The organism is Neisseria sp. (genome assembly GCF_030527965.1).
GTDB lineage: Bacteria > Pseudomonadota > Gammaproteobacteria > Burkholderiales > Neisseriaceae > Neisseria.
Window position 1 is genome coordinate 112,199 of sequence record NZ_JAUMZU010000002.1, and the last position, 19,147, is coordinate 131,345.

The following is a 19,147-nucleotide window of genomic DNA, read 5'->3' on the forward strand; positions in this document are numbered from 1 at the left end:
GAAATGCTATGCCTTATAGATTGATGAACAACAAGCTGCGCTTGATTGCCTTGTGCTTGCTGCCTTTAACGCTGGCGGCCTGCCCGCAGGCGCAGAGGAATGCGGCGGGTTCGGCGTCGCAACAACAAGCGGAAAACCAACCGGCAGCCGATGATGGAGTAGATGGCATAGGTAGTTTGGGCGGAATCCCCATCCGTTTCTCAGGATATATCACCCCAGGCCCGATGTCGTACGAGGATACGCCGACGATATTTTCGCCGGATTGGGAAAACTATAAAAGCCCGCCGCGTACGCTGAAGTCGCCGATTCGGGATTTTGGGATAGAGGTAAATCTGGATACGGGGAAGGTATTCGACAACCGCACGGATTCGTTTTCCGATCGTTCGGAGGAGAGGAAAATAAAGAATTCGCCATGGGCTTCCGTCAATTTTTATACTACGGCTGTGTTAGATTTTTTAAATAGCTATTTAGACGATGATGTGAGGGCTAAACCCAAACTTCCGGAATATACTTTTAAGAAGACGGGAGAAGTGCAGTATGGCTTGGAAGTGTATGAGCAGCTTGAGCCGGACTCTAATACTGGTTCAACAAATACGCTGTTTATTGCCCGAGATAAGAAAGGCGACGTCAGCAGCTATATCAAGTGTTCCAATAATAATGTGCCGAATCCACCCTGTACGCATAAGTTTCTATCGCAGATGAGTCCGTATGCCTATTTTAGTGTGGGATACAGTCGTTATCGTCTGAAAGACTGGCAGAAGATAGAGGCGCGGGTGCAAGAGATATTGGCGGAGTTTGCAGATAATGCCAAACACCCCGAACGTAAACTTTAAAATTTAGATGAGAGGACAATAAGATGCCGGCAATGATTAACAAAAGCGATATTGATCGCTATCGTGAAGATATTAAGCAACATGGCGTGGAAGGCGCCATCCGAGTTTACAGCGAGCTGTTGGGTAAGGGTTATAACTATGCCGGCTGGGCAAAAGGCGTGGCCAAGGGCGATACGCCTACCGGAGAGACGGCGATTTTGTTTATGCAGGATTCTTCAGGCAGGCATTTCAGCGAAAGCGAGCTGAACCCAATTCGCGTTGATATGGCGGGGGGCTATCTGGATGCCTTGGAAGCCAATATGAAGGAAACGGGGGGGAAGACCAACACCGATGTTACATTTTTTCAAGCTCGTGAGTTCCATAAAAGCGTTTTTGAAAAACACGAATTACGTATTGAAAACTGGACACTGGAAGAGCCGATGAAGCTGGCCGGCAAATACGGCTATGGCAAGCAATCACAGGATCAGGCTTGGCAAAGACTGATGGAAACGAAAGGTGAGGGTGCGGCTGCGATTGTGGAAAGTTTAGCGCTTTATGGAATGGTTTCGGATTTTACAGATGGTGTAATCAGCGTTGATAAAAATGGTCGTTATAATGGCCCCTTTTTAGGCCCGCAGACTTCTTACCAAATACCCATTTACGGCGAGCGTGGCGATATACGTTCTGTTGACGAACAGGATCGTAAAGATGCACAACTCTGGATTAAGCATGCCACGCAGATAAGAGCCGTTCTTCATGCTGAAGCGCAACGGATATCGGGAGAAGACATCGCGCTGGCGCAAGCGGCGCCTGCGCAGCAGATTTCGTTGGAAAGCCTGCCTGAAAATGCGCAAAGAATTTATCATTCGGGCAAGGCGCATCTGGAAGCCTTCTATCAGAAAAACAATCAATCTTATAGCGAAGAGAGTTTGAACAATGCGGCAATGGCGCTGACTGCTTTGGGCTATGAAAAGGGTATGAGTGATATTCCTTTGTTTAATTTTAAGAACAGGCAGTTTTTGATTGGCGAGCGTAATCCGGGTTTGATAACGGCCTCGATGGAGGTAGATAGAGCGATAACTATGCCGGTGGAGGAGAGTGTCAACCGTATTCAGCAAACGGAGCTGGAAGAGCAGAATCGGCAAATGGTACAAAGCCAATCGCGCGGGATGAGCTTGTCGTAAGCATGTTATAAGAAATTGAAAAGCCTGTCTGAAATATTTCAGACAGGCTTTTTTCTTTTGCCAGCGTTATTTCAATCCGAATCGTGTGTTGATTAAAATGTTTTACGATACTGGTTTTTGCTTGGGGCGGAAGGCTTGGCAGACGGATTCATCGGTTTCGATAAAGGCACCACCGATGAGGTCGATGCAATAGGGAATGGCGCTGAATAAGCCGTGCACTTGGATGTTGCCTTGTTCGTCGCGCACGCCGCCTAAGGTTTCGGCGATGGATTGCGGGCGGCCGGGCAGGTTGACAATCAGGCTTGTGCCGCGGATGCCTGCGGTTTGGCGCGACAGGATGGCGGTGGGAACGTAATAGAGGCTAATCTGGCGCATTTGTTCGCCGAAGCCGGGCATTTCTTTGTCGATAACCGCCAGCGTGGCTTCGGGGGTAACGTCGCGCGGGGCGGGGCCGGTGCCGCCGGTGGTGAAGATGAGGTCGCAGTGCGCTTCATCGGCCATCTGCTTTAAGGTGTTTTCGATGGCTTGTTGCTCGTCGGGAACCAGTGCTTCGCTGAAGCGGATGGGATTTTTAACGGCGTTTTGCAGCCAAGTTTTGAGTGCGGGAATGCCTTCGTCGGCATAGATGCCGCTGCTGGCGCGGTCGCTGGTGGAAACCAGACCGATTTTGATTTCAGGCAGGCATGACATGGGCGGCCTTTCGGTTTACATATTGACCAGAAGCTGGCGGATGTTTTGGATGGCGTGGTGCTCTTGTGTGCCGAGGAAATCCGGCGAGTCGCTAGCACAGCCGGCTTTGCCGATAACGCCGCACAGGTGGGCGTAGGGCAGGTTGAGTTCGCGCGCCAAGACGGCTTCGGGCATGCCGGTCATGCCCAGAATGTCGACGCCGTCTCGTTTGTAGCGGCGAACTTCGGCGCAAGTCGGCAGGCGCGGGCCTTGAATGCAGCCGTAAACGGCTTGGCTGTGGATGACAGTGTTGCGCTCTTTGGCGTGTTGCAGCAGGCGTTGGCGCAGGGCGTCGTCGTAGGGTTGTGCAAAATCGATGTGGACGACTTCGCAGTCTTCTCCTTCGAAAAAGGTTTGCGCGCGGCCGTAAGTGTAGTCGATTAAATCGTTGGGCAGCACCAATTCGCCGACGTTCAGGCCGTTGAGGGTGGAAACGGCGGAAACGGAGATGATTTCTTCTGCTTGCAGCGAATGGAGCGCCCAGATGTTGGCGCGGTAATTGATTTCGTGCGGCGCCAGCGTATGGTTGAGGCCGTGGCGCGCGAGAAACAGGATTTCCCGATTGCCGAGTTTGCCGGTAATAATGGATGAGCTGGGCAGACCGTAGGGTGTGCGTACGATCTGACGGTGGGTGATGCTCAGTTCTGGCAGGCGGGTCAGGCCGCTGCCGCCGATAATCGCTATCATGTTGTGCCTTTGTGTGAGCGTGGAAGGGGGTATTGTAACGGATTTGCGGTTAGCGGGTATTCCGGTCATGCGGTTGGCGGTATGAACGGGATGAAATGAGTGTTTGTGGAAATGTGAGACTGAATGCGGATGCCTGTCTGAAAGAATGTTAGCTGTTTTTCAGACAGGCATCAGGGTTTTAGCGGCTGTGCTCGGCGATGATTTTCAGCATTTGCGCCAGCACTTTGGGATTGGCGGCGACGATGTTGCCGGTTTCCAGCCAGCTTTGTTCGCCTTGCATGTCGGTTACGATGGCGCCGGCTTCGCGGGCAATCAGTGCGCCGGCGGCGATGTCCCACGGTTTGAGGTTGAATTCGAAGAAGCCGTCGAAGCGGCCGCAGGCCAATGCGCATAAATCAAGCGCGGCGGCACCTTCGCGACGGGCGCCTGCGGTGCGTTCCAGAAAAGCGCGCAGGATGGCGAGATAGCTGTCCATCATGCTTTGGTCGACCACGGGAAAGCCGGTGCCGATGAGGCATTGGTTGAGATCGATGCGGTTGGAAACGCGGATGCGGCGGTCGTTCAATAAAGCACCTTGGCCGCGTGAGGCCATGTAGAGGTCGTTGCGCTCGGGGGCGAAAACGAGGGCTTCTTGGGGCTGGCCTTTGTGCAGCAGCGCCATTGAAATGGCATATTGCGGGTGGCCGTGGAGGTAGTTGGTGGTGCCGTCGAGCGGGTCGATAATCCACTCGTATTCGGCCCGTGCGTTGCCGTGGGAGCCGGTTTCTTCGGTGGTGATTTTGTGATGAGGGTAGGCTTCTTTTAACGTTTCGATGATGATGCGCTCGGATTCGCGGTCGATGTCGGAAACGAAATCGTTAAACGCTTTGCTGTCGACTTTGACGGCGGAGAGGTTGTTGGCGGAGCGAACCATCATGCTGCCGGCTTTGCGGGCGGCTTTCAGGGCGGTGTTGAGAATGGGGTTCATGGGGATATCCTATGTAAAATGTCGCGACAAGCCGTTACAATGGCGGCTTGCGCAAAGCGTTTCGTGATTTTAAAGAGCGCATCCGGCGTGGGCTTTTGCTTGAAGCGGCCGGAGAGGCCGTATTATACGCCCTTGTTTTGGCGCTGCAAGCCGCTGTTTTGGAAAACCGATTTTTAAGATTTTATGATTAAGCCAACCATTCCTGATTATCTCGAGCACATTCGTATTGTGCTGACCCGCACCAGCCATCCTGCCAACATCGGTGCGGCGGCCCGAGCGATGAAAACCATGGGTTTGCACCGTTTGGATATTGTTGCCCCCAATTTGATGCAAACGCCGATGACCGCCGCGCCGCCGCTATTCGACCCCGACAATCCGCAAGATTTCCGCTTGCCGGAGGAGAGTTTTATTTTGGCTTCGGGTGCGGCGGATGTGTTGGAAAACGCGCGCATTTTTGCGAAGTTGGAAGATGCGGTGGCCGATACGGTTTTGAGCTGTGCGCTGACCAGTAGAAAGCGCGAGCTGACGGCGCCGCTGCAAACGCCGCGGGAAATGGTGCCCGAATTGTTGCGCGAAGCGGCGGCGGGGCGGCCGGTGGCGCTGGTGTTCGGTAATGAAACGTTTGGTTTGAGCATTGAGGAAGTGCAGTGTTGCAACCGGTTGATGACCATCAACGGTAATCCTGATTATTTTTCGCTTAATCTGGCGCAGGCGGTGCAGGTGGTGAGTTATGAAATTTTCAGCCAAGTTGGTATGCCGATGGATTATCTGGCGGCGCAAACGCATCCGGCAACCCATGAGCAGATTGTTGGTATGGTGCGGCATATGGAAAGTCTGATGACTGATATCGGCTTTTTCAACCGCCGTAACGGCGAACGGATGATGCGCCGGATGCAAAGCCTGTTTGCTCGTGCCGGCACGGAAGTGGAAGACATCGATTTGCTGCGCGGTTTTTTCAATACGGTTAAACGCAAATTAAAATAACCGTATGAGCGTATGGGCAATGCCTGTCTGAAACCATTTTTTCAGACAGGCTTCTAAGAGAAAGAAATCTTTTTGAATGGAACGTGTTTATGAATAACCGCTTAAAACTGCTTCTTCCGATTTTTATCTTGCATTTGCTGCCGATGGCAGCCATTTGGAGCGTGGCTTTGTCGATGGATTTGTTTCCGCATCCTTCGGATTATCTGAAGGTTTCCTATCTGGCCGGCGGCTTGTTGACCACGCTGTACAGCCTTATTTGGTTGGTATGGAACCCACGGGTCGTGGTGCGTAATTACTGGCTGTTGAACATCGGTGCGCTTTTGTTTTACGGTTTGGCCGCGACTGTGGGTTTGTTTTACGGCGGCATACCGGCGCCGGATTTGGGCTTTTTGTTTGGCGGTGTGATGCTGGTGCTTTGGTTGCCGGTAAGTTATTTGTTTTGGTATCGCAGCGCGGCGCGTAGGCGTGATGTTGCGGCGAATTAAGTCGCCGTTCGGTTTGAAAATGCCTGTCTGAAAGCGTTCAGACAGGCATTTTTTGCAATTAGGTTGACGGATTATAGTTTTGGCTTTTTTCTGCAATGAAATCGATAAAGCTGCGCACTTTGGCACTGAGGAAGTCGCGGCTGGTGTATACGGCATAAAGCGAAATTTTGGGGATTTGGTAGTTGTCTAATAAACGGATGAGTTGTCGGTTTTGCAAGTCTTCTTGAATCAGCCATTCCGGCAGAAAGCCGATGCCGGCGCCTGCTTTGGTCATGTGGTAGGTCATTAAGGTATTGTTGGTGCGGGTTTTGGCTTTCAGGTTGAGCGTTTCGGTGTGGCCGTTGAGCGTGAGCGGGGTTTGCAGGATGTCGGTATAGTTGGGAAGTATGCCGTTGTGTTTGGGGAGGTCGGCGGGCGTTTGGGGCATGCCGTGTTTTTCAAGATAGGCCGGTGCGGCAACCAGATAAAAAGAAAGAGACGCCAGCGGTTTGGCAATCACATTTTCCGCTAATTGGTTGGTCATGCGCAGGGCGAGGTCTTCGCCGTCGCTGTTGAGGTCAACGCTGCGGTTGGTTAGCGTAAGCATCAATTCAACTTCGGGATAACGCGCTTGGTATTCGGCCAGCCAGCCGGCGAAAACCGGATTGGAAAACCATACCGGTGCGGTCAGCCGCAGCAAACCGCGCGGCTGGCTGGTGCCCGCGCCCGCTTGATTGGCGGCTTGTTCGAGAATATCCAGAGCCAATAAGCAATCTTGGTAATAACGTTCGCCCTGTTCGGTGAGCTTGAGGTTGCGTTTGTTGCGGTAGAGCAGGCGCGCTTGTATGCTGCTTTCCAAATGACTGACATGCTTGCTGGCCATCGGCAGCGAGATGTCGAGATGCTCCGCCGCGCGGGTAAAACTGCCGCTTTGTACGACTTGGCAGAATACTTTCATGCTTAAGAGCGTATCCATTATGTTTCCTTTTAAGAAAATTTGTATTGATTGATAGGGTATATATTTCTTACAAAGCAAATACTATACTCTTGCACATCGAATATAAAACACTTGAATGAGAGATTGTAAAATGAACAGCAACAAATGGGCAGATTGCCAAGCCATCGTTTTATCCATTTTGCGGATTGCTACGGCATATATGTTTATGCTGCACGGCAGCTCCAAACTATTGGGCATGCCGCACTCGCCGATGTTTGACGGCTTGCAAATCTTTTCGCTTTACGGGTTTGCCGGTATTTTGGAATTGGTAGGCGGCATTTTATTATTGCTTGGCTTGTTTACGCGACCTGTGGCGTTTATTTTATCAGGCCAGATGGCCGTCGCCTATTTTATCGGGCATGTGGCCTCGGGCGGTAATTTTGCGGTACCGTTTTTAAACAAAGGCGAATCGGCAGTGTTATTCTGTTTCGTTTTTCTTTACTTGTCGGTTGCAGGCGGCGGTAAATGGGCGCTGGATTGCAAGCGCAGTAAATAAGCGGCGATTTTATAAGTTAATCTTGATTTAAATTTGGCGCCGAAAGGTTTTCAGACAGGCATTTGATTATAATGCCTGTCTGAAAACCTTTTTTACATGAGGCAGGTAAATATGAATTACGCTTTGGATGCTTTATGGTGGCGGCTGGTGGATAAAGACGTGCGAGCCTTGGCTTCGTTGCTGACCGCGCCTGCCTTGTGGGAAACGGGTTGCGAATTACCCGTTCGCCTGTTGTTGGGAGAGGAAGGTTTCCGCTACCTGCTCAGGTTAGACCAAAGCCCCGAGCCGCTGCATCGGCATTTAGCCGACGAAGCACCGTTCGGCAATCGCCTCGGGCGTTATGCGGAAAGCCTATTGGCATTCTGGTTTCACAATGCGCCGCATGCCGAATTGTTGACCCGCAATCTGCCGGTTACCGAAAACGGGCAAAGGGCGGGCGAGCTGGATCTTGTTGTGCGGCTCGGTGGGGTTTTGTATCACATTGAATTAACTTGTAAATATTACGGCGCCGCAACGGCCTCTCCTGATGAAATGGTCGGGTTGAACCGTTCCGACCGTCTGGCAGACAAAGCCGCCAAATTGGCCGTTCAACTGGCATTGCCGTATACGCCAGCAGGCACCGCCGCGCTGCAAGCGGTCGGAATCCCTATGGCCGGAATGCAATCGGCGTCGATTGTGCACGGTATCGGTTTTGCAGGGCCGAATCAGACGTTTAATGCCAAACCACTCAATCCTTACGGCTGGCACGGCCGCTATCTTGCGGCGGGAGAACCGCTGCCTTTCGAAGACGATGTGGTGTTTTATATCTTGCCCCGCATGGATTTGCTGGCGCCGGCCAGAGTGGAGCTGGCACAATGCTGCGGCAAGGCGTCGATTGACGCGGCGGAAAATATCCTGTTCGCCGTGATGGAAAAGCGGCCGGACGGCCTGTGGCACGAAAATTTTCGGCTGATGAAACCAGCTATGCAATTGTGATTCGAATGCCTGTCTGAAAGCGGCGCTCGGCCGCCGTGCGGCATATCATTCTTCCCGATATTGTGATACAATCGCCGCTTTAAATTTTGCCCCGCTGTTTGGCGGCATACGGATATTGCCCGGGCGGCCGTGACGGCCGCTGGCTTGTTAACACAACGAAAATTTAAGGGTTTACGATGAGCGTAACTGTTGAAACATTAGAAAATCTGGAACGCAAAGCCATTCTTTCGCTGGCTTGGAGCGAAGTGAACGCGGAAGTAGAGAAGCGTTTGAAACAAACCGCCCGCCGCGTGCGCATTGATGGCTTCCGCCCTGGCAAAGCGCCGTTGAAAATGGTGGAGTCTATGTACGGCGCCGGCATTCAGAACGAAGTGCTGAACGAAATGGCACAAAAAGCGTTTTATGATGCCGTTGTGGCACAAGGCTTGAAAGTGGCCGGTTTCCCGCGTTTGGAGCCGGTTGAGGAACAAAACGATGCGGATGCGCTGAAAGTAGCGGCCGTATTTGAAGTGTTCCCTGAAGTGAAAGTGGGCGATTTGTCGGCACACGAAGTGGAAAAAGTAAGCGCTCAAGTTGGCGACGAAGAAGTTGAAAAAACCGTAGACATTCTGCGCAAACAGCGTACCCGCTACAACCATACCGAACGCGCTGCGCAAAACGAAGATCGCGTGATTATTGATTTTGAAGGTAAAATCGACGGTACGCCTTTCGAAGGCGGCACTTCGCAAAATTATCCTTTCGTTTTGGGTGCCGGTCAGATGTTGCCTGAATTCGAAGCAGGCATTCTGGGTATGAAAGAAAACGAAGTAAAAGACGTGGAAGTGAAATTCCCGGAAGATTACCACGGCAAAGAAGTGGCCGGTAAAACCGCCGTTTTCACGATTACGTTGAGAAATGTTTCCGAGCCGGTATTGCCCGAAGTTAACGAAGAATTTGCCAAAGCCTTGGGTATTGCCGACGGCGACGTAACCAAAATGCGTGAAGAAGTGAAGAAAAACGTCGAGCGCGAAGTGAAACGCCGCGTAGATGCACAAACCAAAGATGCTGTGATGGACGCGCTGTTGGCCGCAACCGAAGGCTTGCAAGTGCCTAAAGTATTGGTAAACGAAGAAGCTGCCCGTTTGGCCGACGAAATGAAGCAAAACTTCATCAATCAAGGCATGGCGGATGCTTCCAAGCTGGATCTGCCTACCGATATGTTTGCAGAGCAGGCCGAGCGCCGCGTGAAGCTGGGTCTGATTTTGGCTGCTTTGGTAGAAGAAAACAAACTGGAGCCGACCGAAGAGCAGATTAAAGCCATTGTCAGCGACTTCTCCGAGAGCTATGAAGATCCGCAGGAAGTGGTTGAATGGTATTTTGAAGACCGCTCTCGCCTGCAAGGCCCGACTTCGTTGGCAGTAGAAGCCAATGTGGTTGATTATGTATTGGGTAAAGCCAAAGTCAACGAAAAAACCTTATCGTTTGACGAAGTAATGGGGGCGCAAGCCTAAGCGGCCCGAGCGGCTGAACAACAAAGCACTGAAGTGGCGACGCTTTGGTGCTTTTCAACTGAAAAAAGGAGTTTTTATGATTCCCGAAATTACCGCCAACACCCTGATTCCTACCGTTATCGAACAAAGCGGCCGCGGTGAGCGCGCTTTCGACATTTATTCGCGCTTGCTGAAAGAACGCATTATTTTTCTGGTCGGCCCGGTTACCGACCATACCGCCAATCTGGTGGTTGCCCAAATGCTGTTTTTGGAAAGCGAAAACCCGGATAAAGACATTTATTTTTATATCAATTCGCCCGGCGGCTCCGTTACCGCTGGCATGTCGGTTTTCGATACCATGAATTTTATCAAGCCCGATATTTCCACGCTTTGCCTCGGGCAGGCGGCCAGTATGGGGGCGTTTTTGCTGTCGGCAGGCACAAAGGGCAAGCGTTTTGCCTTGCCTAACAGCCGTATCATGATTCACCAGCCGTTAATCAGCGGCGGCTTGGGCGGGCAGGCTTCGGATATCGAAATTCACGCCCGCGAATTGATCAAAATAAAAGAAAAGCTGAACTATTTCTTGTCCAAACATACCGGGCAGCCGTTGGAAAAAATTGAACGCGATACCGATCGGGATAATTTCATGTCGGCCGAAGCAGCCAAAGAATACGGTTTGGTTGACGAAGTGATTGAAACTCGCGAAGATGCGGCTAAAATCATTGCCAAATAAGCTGTTATAGTAATTCAATGCCTGTCTGAAATTTGTTTTCAGACAGGCATTTTCTTGATGCGATAGTTTAACGGTTTGGCAAAAACTGCGCTGCGCCTCGGTTGGCCAGTTCGTCTGCCTTTTCGTTTTCAGGGTGGCCTGCGTGGCCTTTAATCCATTTCCATGAAACATCGTGTTGGGCGACAAGGTTATCGAGCTCGCGCCATAGTTCTTCGTTTTTCACCGGTTTCTTAGCGGCGGTTTTCCAGCCGTTTTTTTTCCAGCCGTGTATCCAGCTTTCCATGCCGTTTTTAACATATTGCGAATCAGTACAGATAACAACGCTGCAGCGGCGCTTGAGGGCTTTGAGGCCCTCAATCACGGCGGTTAATTCCATACGGTTGTTGGTGGTGTCGGCCGAACCGCCGGAAAGTTCTTTTTCATGGTTGCCGTAACGCATGAGCACGCCCCAGCCGCCGGCACCCGGATTGCCTTTGCAGGCGCCGTCGGTGAAAAGATAGACTTTGGTATCCATTAGTATGGCCTTGTTTATTCGGAAACCGGTTCGACGGTGTAGCCGTGCCGGCGAAGTTGGAGAATCAGGCCACTGTCGTCAACCAGATGAGCCGTGCCGACCGCAATAAGCGTTTTTTGTTTGGGTAGCAGGCTCAGCAGTTTGAGCAGCCATTGCTGGTTGCGCGCTACCAGTAAATCTTGCTCCAGCCAGTTTTGCCAGTAGCGGATGCTTGTCTCTGAAACGTCGGGCATATCGGCGTAACGGGAGCGGTCGGTGCTGATGCGTATCAGTTCGTTATATCGGCCGCTATAATATAAATCTATCATTTTTTTAAGGAAGTCTTGGCTTTCTTTCTGGTAGCGGTTTGAAAAGCCGATTTGTTCGATAATGCGGGCAAGCGGCAATTTTTTGAAAGGTATGGGGAGGTCGCTGTAACGCTCCAGCCCTGATCGCTTGATGCCGTATCGTACAGCGGCTTGGCTCAGTAGATAATCCAAGCCGTATTGGCTATCGTAGCCTTCGGGGCGGGCGGAAACTTCCAGCATCACGGCCGCCCACGGTTCGGTTTGCAGCAGTTTTTCGGCAAAAGGCCGTGTGTTTGGATTGCTGCGCAGGCGTTCGGCTAGTTTGGCGACATTTTCTGCGCCAATCTTGTCAGACAGGGTTTGGCCGCTTGTTAAATCAAGCATCTGGCTTTGCATGTTTCGGATGTCTTGCACGACGGCACGGCTGGGGTTGACGGGCGGAATCACTTCAGAGACCAACAGGTCGCTTTGTTTTAAGATGTGATTAAGCTTGGCGGGAAGGGTGCTGTCGGGTTTGCCTAGATGGAAGGTGCCGACCAGATAGGAATCGGGTTGATCAGGCTTGCTGATTTTCCACAAGCGGCTGCTTATTTCGGGGTGTTGCCAGTCGAAAGCCGATGAGAAGGCGCTGCAAACGAGTAAGGTAAGCAGGAAAGCCGTTTTTTTCAACATATCTTAATAATGCCTGTCTGAAGAATTAAGGCAGCAGTTTGCCGGGGTTTAGCAGATTATGCGGATCGAGCTGAGTTTTAATGGCGCGCATCAGAGCGATTTCGGCTTCGTTTCTTACCTGCGGCAGCCAGTGGTTTTTGACTTGGCCGACACCATGCTCGGCGGCAATGGTACCGGAATAAGCCAAAACGTGTTGGTAGACGACGGCGTTGACAGAGGCTTCATGGTGATAAACATCGTTGCTTAAAACATCGGGCAGAAAGGTGTTGTAATGCAGGCTGCCATCGCCTAAATGGCCGAACACGACAATCTGGATGTTAGGATGGGCTGATTCGAGTGCGGCGGCACAGTTGTCGATGAAAGCGGCGACGCTTTCGATAGGCAGGGCGATATCATGTTTTATGCTGGCGCCGAGGTTGCGTTGGGCGGCGGAAATGTTTTCGCGCAGTGCCCAGAGATGGTTGCGTTCTGTGTCGGATTGGGCCATAACGGCATTTTCAAAACCGTTGTCGTACAGGAAAACGGCCAGATCATCTTCGAGGCTTTGCTGGGGCAGCGAATCCGCCAGTTCGATTAATATGTGCCAATGAGCATCGACAGGCTGAGGAATATCGCTGAAGCGGGAAGAGAGATTAAGCGCGAATCGGCTGATTAACTCGTAACTGGTCAACCGTTCGGCAAAGCGGCCTTGTAACAGCGAGAGCAGGCCGACCGCATCTTTTATATCGCTCAGGCCGACCCATGCGGTGGCATGGCTTTGCGGCTGAGCAAACAGTTTTAAGGTGGCGCCGGTAATAACGCCCAGCGTCCCTTCGCTGCCGATGAATAAATGGCGCAGATCATAGCCAGTGGTGTTTTTATGCAAAGGGGCGAGGTGTTGGATCAGGCTGCCGTCTGCCAGCACGACCTCTAGACCGATAACCAAATCGCGCATGCTTCCGTAGCGCACAACGTTCAGGCCGCCGGCGTTGCAGGCGATGTTGCCGCCGATTTGGCAGGAGCCTTCACTGGCCAGACTGAGCGGAAATAGGCGACCGGCTTGCTCGGCGGCTTGTTGCACGTTTTGGAGGATGCAGCCGGCATCAACGGTTATTGCGTTGTCGGCGATGCTGATGTTACGGATGCGGTTGAGTTTGCTTAAATTCAGCAAGATGCCGCCGTTGGGAACAGCGCCGCCGCATAAGCCGGTATTGCCACCTTGAGGGGTAACCGGAATTTTGTGTTTGCTGCAAAAACGCATAATCCGCTGTACGCTGTCGACACTTTTCGGCTGCAGTACCAGTTCGGCCGAGCCGGTGTAGCGGCGGCGCTGGTCGGTGAGCAGTGTATCGGGGGATGTAACGATTTCGGATGCGTCCAATATGGCTTGAAAAGCAGAGATTATTTCGGTGGTAGACATAGCGCGGATTCTCTAAGGGAAAGTCGCCATGGTAATAAGAGACGGGGGCGGGTTCAAGTGTTTTCAGACAGGCATTGCGGATGTATGCGGTAATGCCTGTCTGAAAATGAAAAACAGGATATCGTAATATCCTGTTTTTGAAAGGAAAGTCTATCTGCTTATTATTTAGAAGCAGCAGAGGCAGCGGCGCCTTCAACTTTAGAAGCAGCAGCATCCATTGCAGAAGCGGCAGAAGCGGCAGCGCCTTCAACTTTAGCAGTAGCGGCATCAGCAGTAGAAGCGGCAGAAGCAGCAGCGGCATCAGCAGTAGAAGCGGCGGAAGCAGCAGCAGAAGCGGCAACATCCATAGCGGCGCTAGCAGAGCTTGCAGCAGAAGCAGCAGCATTTTGAGCGGGTTTGCTATCACAGGCAGCCAAAGCCAAAGACATCAGGGCAGCAGCGAACAAAGCTTTTTTCATTTTAATGTACCTTCTCTTATTTGATCAATTAAGGGATATTCGAACTAATCAAAAGATTAAACATTTAAGTTTAACTACATTTGATTACAAATTCATTACTGAATTTTCCGTAATTATGCACGAGCAAAGATTGCAATGCAATCAAATTAAGCCTCTGCGCCTAATTGCAGGATATGGCACCTTAGTCAGCGCTAAAGTGCAAAGAGTTCCCTGACCAAGTGAAATAATTTCAGATTTATTTATCGATTGTTTATTTTTTTATGTTTTTCAAATACTTATATAAATGCAATAAAAAGTAAAATTATACCATCATAAAATAAAAAACACGGGGTCATGCCGGTATGTGTTGCTGAACGGCAACATGAGTTTGCAGTGTTGGTTGGTTGGATGAAATTAATATTGACAAGGTTTTGCGGGATAACTGTTTTGCTGAGAAGATTGTTGTGGGTGCCGAGGGCTGCGATGACTTGAAGGGCATCTTTATGATGGCGGCTGTGTTACAATGCCAACCCAAATCTATTGACTCCGAAGGAATATAAAACGATGAGCATTGTTAAAGATACCGTAGTAACCTTGCATTATGAAATGTTTGATGCCAACGACCAGTTGCTGGATAAAACAGAGGAACCGATTGTTTACCTGCACGGCGGTTATGATGGCATTTTTCCTTTGGTGGAAGAAGCGCTGCACGAAAAAAACGTGGGCGATGTGGTGGATGTGGTGTTGCAGCCGGATGATGCGTTCGGCGAGCATGAAACCGATTTGATTCGGGTGGAAGAGGTAAGCAAGCTGCCGGCAACGCCGGAAGTGGGCATGATGTTTGAGGCGGATGATCCTGAGTTCGGCGTGTTGGTGTTCCGAGTGACCGATGTGGCCGACGGCAAAGCGATAATGGACGGCAACCATCCGCTGGCCGGCATGAAAATCCGCTTTAAGGCGACTGTTGAAGACATTCGCCCGGCTACGGCGGAAGAAATCGACCACGGTCATGCCCATGGCGCGCACGGTCATCATCATTAATACTGCATACAGAGATTTCTGATTTTGATGCCTGTCTGAATATTTTCAGACAGGCATTTTAATTTTCTTCTTTCTGCCAAGCGGTTTTCATGGCGCGGTTGATGGTATCCATATCGAAACCGCGGTAGGCGAGGAAGCGCATTTGTTTTTGTTTTTCGGATAAGTCGGCCGCGGGCCGTTTGAATTTTTTGAGCAGCACGGCTTGTGCGGTTGCGCATTCTTGCGTTTGGCTCGGCAGCGATGCGCGGGCAGTTTCCGGGTCGATGCCTTTTTCTGCTAAGGCGTGTTTCAGACGCAAAGTGCCGTAGCGGCGGCTTTTGCTGTGGATGAAGGCTTCGGTGAAACGCTGGTCGGATTGCCAGTTGCGCTCGGCAAATTCTGCCAACACGCGTTCGACTTCTTCTTCGCTTTCGGCATAAGGCGCCAATTTGCGCTTGAGCTCGCTGCGGCTGACTTCACGGCGGGCGAGGATATCAAGTGCGCGGGCGCGCAGGGATTTCGGCGTTTTCATGGTTTGCGGGTCAGGGGCGTAAAGGGCGATGCCTGTCTGAAAACAGGTTCAGACAGGCATCGAGATTTTTATGCGTCGTCTTGCGGTTTTTGCAGCCGCAAATGCTCGTAAATTTCGGGCAGCGAACCGATTATCCAATCGGGACGGGTAGCCTGATTTTTCGACAAGGCAGTCATATCGCCGTAGCCGAAGCTGACGCCGACCGAAAGGCAGCCTGCGGCTTTTGCCGCCAAAATGTCGTTATGGGAATCGCCGACCATCAGCATGTTTTCAACGCTGATGCCCAATACTTCGGCGGTGTGTTGCAACGGCAGGGGGCTGGGTTTTTTTTCAGACAGGCTGTCGCCGCCGAGAATCAGGCTGAAATAATCGGCCAAACCGAGTTGTTTGAGTAATTCGGTGGCCAGCAATTCGTTTTTGTTGGTAATGACGGCCAGCGGAATGCCTAATGATTTGAGCAGACCCAAGCCGGTTTCGGTGCCGGGATAGGCGCGGGTAAAAACGCTGAGGTGGTCGCGATAATAGGTAATGAAAAAGGTAAAGGCGGTTTCCCATTTTTCTTGCGAGGCCGACTCTTCGCGGCTGTCGGTCAGCACGCGGTGCACCAATTTGGCAATGCCGTCGCCCACGTAGCTTTCCACAGTTTTTTCCGGCAATTCGGGCAAGCCCATGTGGCGGCGCGTGGCGTTGGCGGCAGCGGCCAAGTCGGCAACGGAATCGCAGAGGGTGCCGTCTAAATCGAAGGCGACAGCTTGTACGTGAGACAAGGTGGTTTGTTGGGTCATTTGGCAACGGGTTAAGGTGGTTGGAGGAGCGTTTATTGTAGCATTTTTTTGCACGCGGCCGTTTCAGCCTTCTTTGCCGGTATCCATCAGCCGGATGCTTTTCAGACAGGCATGTTGGGGGCGGTATTCAATCAGGCCGATAAACTCGTTTTGCAGACTGTAAACACGAACGGGTGTGGCTTCGGGCAGCTCGTTTTGCTTATGATAGGCGGGTTGCTGGCCGAAACGCAGCAGGCGGATGTCGGCATTGCTCAAATGAATTTGCGGCAGGTGCTGCACCAGCACGTCGCAAGGCAGCAGCAGGGCGTCGCGTTCGGTTTCTGCGAGCGCCTCCAGCGTTTCGAGGGTATGTGTTTGGCTGATGTCGAAACCGGCGGTTCGGGTGCGGCGCAATGCGGTTAGATGGGCGAAGGTGGCGCAGTGTTTGGCGATGTCTTCGCTTAAAGTGCGGATGTAGGTGCCTTTGCTGCAGCTTACGTTAATTACGGCTTGCGGCGGATTGAATGCGGTGATTTCGATGGAATGAATGGTAATTTCACGCGGCTTGCGTTCGATAGTGATGCCTTTGCGGGCGTATTCGTAGAGCGGGCGGCCTTCGTGTTTGAGGGCGGAAAACATCGGCGGCACTTGGCGCTGGCGGCCGGTTAGTGCGGCACAGGCGGCCTCAAAATCGGCAAGGCCGACGGCTTCGGCGGAGGACGCGATGATTTCGCCTTCGGCATCGCCCGTGGTGGTGGCTTCGCCGAGTTTGAGCGTGGCGGTGTAGGCTTTGTCGGCGTCCAGTAGGTATTGGGCGAACTTGGTTGCTTCGCCGAAACAAATCGGCAGCAAGCCGGTGGCCAATGGGTCGAGCACGCCGGTATGGCCTGCTTTGGCGGCGTTGAACAGGCGGCGGGCTTTTTGCAGTGCGGTATTGCTGGAGAGGCCGGCGGGTTTGTCGAGCAGCAATACGCCGTTGAGCTTGCGTTTGTTTTTAGAGTGGTTCATAGGGCGGGTGTTTTTGGAAAGGAAGACGGATTATAGCGTTAAACCGCCCGATACCATACTGAATCCGGCCGGCGGCAAACGTTTTCAGACAGGCATTATGGATAAAGTTTTCAGGCGTTTTGCCGTTTTTTAGGTTAGAATACGCAGCTATTTGGTTTTAATACCAAAAGCCTGTCTGAATCTTTTTTCAGGCAGGCATTTCAACCGCTCCATTATGATAAATATGAAAAATATTCGGAATTTCTCTATTATCGCCCACATCGACCACGGCAAATCCACTTTGGCCGACCGCTTTATCCAATATTGCGGCGGTTTGGAAATGCGTGAGATGAGCACACAGGTGCTCGATTCGATGGACATTGAAAAAGAACGCGGCATTACCATCAAGGCGCAAACTGCTGCGCTGAACTACAAAGCACGCGACGGGCAAACCTATCTTTTAAACCTAATCGACACGCCCGGGCACGTCGATTTTTCTTACGAAGTTTCGCGTTCGCTCTCAGCCTGCGAAGGCGCGCTGCTGGTGGTGGACGCCTCGCAGGGCGTGGAAGCGCAGACGGTGGCCAACTGCTACACCGCGATTGATCTGGGCGTAGAAGTGGTGCCGGTGCTGAATAAAATCGACTTGCCCGCTGCCGAACCTGAGCGTGTTTCGCAGGAAATCGAAGACATCATCGGAATTGATGCGGTAGGTGCGGTGCAGTGTTCGGCCAAAAGCGGCCTGGGCATCGAAGATGTGCTGGAAGAAATCGTGGCTAAAATTCCGGCACCGCAAGGCGATGCGGCTGCGCCGTTGCAAGCCATGATTATCGATTCTTGGTTTGATAATTATGTTGGCGTGGTAATGCTGATTCGTGTGAAGCAGGGCTGTCTGAAATTAAAAGACAAAGTGCTGTTTATGAGCACGAAAGCCGAAACGCAGGTGGAGCAGCTGGGTGTGTTTACGCCCAAGTCGGTGCAGAAACCGGAATTGTCGGCAGGGGAAGTGGGTTTTCTGATTACCGGCATTAAAGAATTGGGCTCGGCTAAAGTGGGCGATACGGTTACTTTGGCGGCCAATCCGGCCGCCGAGCCGCTGCCGGGTTTCCAAGAAGTTCAATCGCAGGTGTTTGCCGGGCTGTATCCGGTGGAAAGCCATGATTACGAAGCCTTGCGCGATGCGCTGGAAAAGCTGCAATTAAATGATGCGTCGTTGAAATTCGAACCCGAAGTATCGCAAGCGTTGGGTTTCGGTTTCCGTTGCGGTTTCTTGGGCTTGCTGCATCTGGAGATTGTGCAGGAGCGCTTGGAGCGCGAATTCGATATGGACTTGATTACCACTGCGCCGACGGTGGTATATGAAGTTATCATGAAAAACGGCGAAAAAATGGAAGTGGAAAACCCTTCCAAATTGCCGGATATCGGCAGCATCGAAACCATACTCGAGCCGATTATTACCGCTACCATTTTGGTGCCGCAGGAATATGTGGGCAATGTGATGACGCTGTGCAACCAGAAAAGGGGCGTGCAGGTCAACATGCAATACATGGGTCGGCAGGTAATGCTGACTTATGATTTGCCGATGAACGAAGTAGTGATGGATTTCTTCGATAAGCTCAAATCCACCTCTCGCGGTTATGCTTCGCTTGATTACGAATTTAAAGAATTCCAGCCTTCCGATTTGATTAAGCTGGATATTATGGTCAACGGCGAAAAAGTGGATGCTTTGAGCCTGATTGTGCACCGTCAAAGCGCGGTACACCGCGGGCGCGAGCTGGCGGCGAAAATGCGCGAGTTGATTCCGCGCCAGATGTTTGATATTGCGGTGCAGGCGGCCATTGGCAGCCAAATTATCGCACGCGAGAATGTTAAAGCGTTGCGCAAAAACGTGTTGGCCAAATGTTATGGTGGCGATATTACGCGTAAGAAAAAATTGTTGGAAAAACAAAAAGCCGGTAAACGCAGAATGAAGCAGGTGGGTAATGTGGAAATTCCGCAAAGTGCGTTTTTGGCAATTTTACAAGTGGGAGATAAATAA

At 51.6% G+C, this 19,147-nt stretch carries 21 protein-coding genes; 10 read left to right on the top strand and 11 right to left on the bottom strand.

The window, feature by feature from the left end:
* Positions 1–8 precede the first annotated feature (8 nt).
* The gene (locus Q4A84_RS01585) at positions 9–833 is read left to right on the top strand and encodes a hypothetical protein (RefSeq protein WP_303087170.1); all 825 of its coding nucleotides are present in this window, start codon (positions 9–11) and stop codon (positions 831–833) included.
* A 32-nt stretch (positions 834–865) separates the two neighbouring features.
* Positions 866–1,996 carry a hypothetical protein gene (locus tag Q4A84_RS01590; RefSeq protein WP_303087171.1) on the top strand — a complete coding sequence of 377 codons (1,131 nt, stop codon included), beginning with the start codon at positions 866–868 and terminating at the stop codon, positions 1,994–1,996.
* A 102-nt stretch (positions 1,997–2,098) separates the two neighbouring features.
* Here Q4A84_RS01590 and mog read toward each other — a convergent pair whose 3' ends face one another.
* From mog to Q4A84_RS01605, 3 genes are all read right to left on the bottom strand, one after another.
* Complete coding sequence (gene mog / locus Q4A84_RS01595) at positions 2,099–2,686, bottom strand: molybdopterin adenylyltransferase (protein WP_303087172.1); 588 nt, start codon at positions 2,684–2,686, stop codon at positions 2,099–2,101.
* A gap of 15 nt (positions 2,687–2,701) precedes the next feature.
* On the bottom strand, positions 2,702–3,412 hold the full coding sequence (locus Q4A84_RS01600; protein ID WP_303087173.1) for an S-methyl-5'-thioinosine phosphorylase: 711 nt from the start codon (positions 3,410–3,412) through the stop codon (positions 2,702–2,704).
* A gap of 178 nt (positions 3,413–3,590) precedes the next feature.
* Positions 3,591–4,379, bottom strand: coding sequence for an inositol monophosphatase family protein (locus Q4A84_RS01605; RefSeq protein WP_303087174.1), 789 nt, complete (start codon positions 4,377–4,379; stop codon positions 3,591–3,593).
* A 183-nt stretch (positions 4,380–4,562) separates the two neighbouring features.
* Here Q4A84_RS01605 and Q4A84_RS01610 point away from each other — a divergent pair, with 183 nt between their 5' ends.
* Together Q4A84_RS01610 and Q4A84_RS01615 are read left to right on the top strand one after the other, a co-directional pair.
* Complete coding sequence (locus Q4A84_RS01610) at positions 4,563–5,363, top strand: RNA methyltransferase (protein WP_303087175.1); 801 nt, start codon at positions 4,563–4,565, stop codon at positions 5,361–5,363.
* Positions 5,364–5,452: 89 nt separating this feature from the next.
* Complete coding sequence (locus Q4A84_RS01615; protein WP_303087176.1) at positions 5,453–5,848, top strand: hypothetical protein; 396 nt, start codon at positions 5,453–5,455, stop codon at positions 5,846–5,848.
* Positions 5,849–5,906: 58 nt separating this feature from the next.
* Here Q4A84_RS01615 and Q4A84_RS01620 read toward each other — a convergent pair whose 3' ends face one another.
* Entirely contained in the window at positions 5,907–6,803 is an 897-nt protein-coding gene (locus Q4A84_RS01620) for a LysR family transcriptional regulator (protein WP_303087177.1), read from the bottom strand.
* 112 nt (positions 6,804–6,915) lie between these two features.
* Between Q4A84_RS01620 and Q4A84_RS01625 the strand changes: the two genes are divergently transcribed.
* From Q4A84_RS01625 to clpP, 4 genes are all read left to right on the top strand, one after another.
* Positions 6,916–7,320, top strand: coding sequence for a DoxX family protein (locus tag Q4A84_RS01625; RefSeq protein WP_303087178.1), 405 nt, complete (start codon positions 6,916–6,918; stop codon positions 7,318–7,320).
* 111 nt (positions 7,321–7,431) lie between these two features.
* Entirely contained in the window at positions 7,432–8,295 is an 864-nt protein-coding gene (locus tag Q4A84_RS01630; RefSeq protein WP_303087179.1) for a DUF1853 family protein, read from the top strand.
* Between the two features lie 176 nt (positions 8,296–8,471).
* Positions 8,472–9,785: a trigger factor gene (tig, locus tag Q4A84_RS01635; RefSeq protein WP_303087180.1), complete on the top strand. Its 1,314-nt coding sequence runs from the start codon at positions 8,472–8,474 to the stop codon at positions 9,783–9,785.
* Between the two features lie 76 nt (positions 9,786–9,861).
* Positions 9,862–10,497, top strand: a complete 636-nt coding sequence (clpP, locus tag Q4A84_RS01640) for an ATP-dependent Clp endopeptidase proteolytic subunit ClpP (RefSeq protein WP_303087181.1) — start codon at positions 9,862–9,864, stop codon at positions 10,495–10,497.
* 67 nt (positions 10,498–10,564) lie between these two features.
* On the opposite strand, the gene rnhA is transcribed toward clpP, so the two are convergent.
* The 4 genes from rnhA to Q4A84_RS01660 form a co-directional block, all read right to left on the bottom strand.
* The gene (gene rnhA, locus Q4A84_RS01645; protein WP_303087182.1) at positions 10,565–11,011 is read right to left on the bottom strand and encodes a ribonuclease HI; all 447 of its coding nucleotides are present in this window, start codon (positions 11,009–11,011) and stop codon (positions 10,565–10,567) included.
* A 14-nt stretch (positions 11,012–11,025) separates the two neighbouring features.
* Positions 11,026–11,970 (bottom strand): TraB/GumN family protein, encoded by a 945-nt coding sequence (locus tag Q4A84_RS01650; protein ID WP_303087183.1) that lies wholly within the window; start codon positions 11,968–11,970, stop codon positions 11,026–11,028.
* Between the two features lie 25 nt (positions 11,971–11,995).
* Positions 11,996–13,369: an FAD-binding oxidoreductase gene (locus Q4A84_RS01655; RefSeq protein ID WP_303087184.1), complete on the bottom strand. Its 1,374-nt coding sequence runs from the start codon at positions 13,367–13,369 to the stop codon at positions 11,996–11,998.
* Positions 13,370–13,530: 161 nt separating this feature from the next.
* Positions 13,531–13,827, bottom strand: coding sequence for a hypothetical protein (locus Q4A84_RS01660; RefSeq protein WP_303087185.1), 297 nt, complete (start codon positions 13,825–13,827; stop codon positions 13,531–13,533).
* Positions 13,828–14,370: 543 nt separating this feature from the next.
* Between Q4A84_RS01660 and Q4A84_RS01665 the strand changes: the two genes are divergently transcribed.
* A complete protein-coding gene (locus tag Q4A84_RS01665; RefSeq protein WP_303087186.1) occupies positions 14,371–14,847 on the top strand; it encodes a peptidylprolyl isomerase in 477 nt (158 codons plus the stop codon).
* 58 nt (positions 14,848–14,905) lie between these two features.
* Here the strand turns inward: Q4A84_RS01665 and recX are convergent, their stop codons facing one another.
* The 3 genes from recX to truB all read right to left on the bottom strand — a co-directional run bounded on the left by recX (position 14,906) and on the right by truB (position 17,130).
* Positions 14,906–15,358, bottom strand: coding sequence for a recombination regulator RecX (gene recX / locus Q4A84_RS01670; RefSeq protein ID WP_303087187.1), 453 nt, complete (start codon positions 15,356–15,358; stop codon positions 14,906–14,908).
* 68 nt (positions 15,359–15,426) lie between these two features.
* Positions 15,427–16,143 carry a phosphoglycolate phosphatase gene (locus Q4A84_RS01675; RefSeq protein WP_303087188.1) on the bottom strand — a complete coding sequence of 239 codons (717 nt, stop codon included), beginning with the start codon at positions 16,141–16,143 and terminating at the stop codon, positions 15,427–15,429.
* A 63-nt stretch (positions 16,144–16,206) separates the two neighbouring features.
* On the bottom strand, positions 16,207–17,130 hold the full coding sequence (truB, locus tag Q4A84_RS01680; protein WP_303087189.1) for a tRNA pseudouridine(55) synthase TruB: 924 nt from the start codon (positions 17,128–17,130) through the stop codon (positions 16,207–16,209).
* A 223-nt stretch (positions 17,131–17,353) separates the two neighbouring features.
* Between truB and lepA the strand changes: the two genes are divergently transcribed.
* On the top strand, positions 17,354–19,147 hold the full coding sequence (gene lepA / locus Q4A84_RS01685) for a translation elongation factor 4 (RefSeq protein ID WP_303087190.1): 1,794 nt from the start codon (positions 17,354–17,356) through the stop codon (positions 19,145–19,147).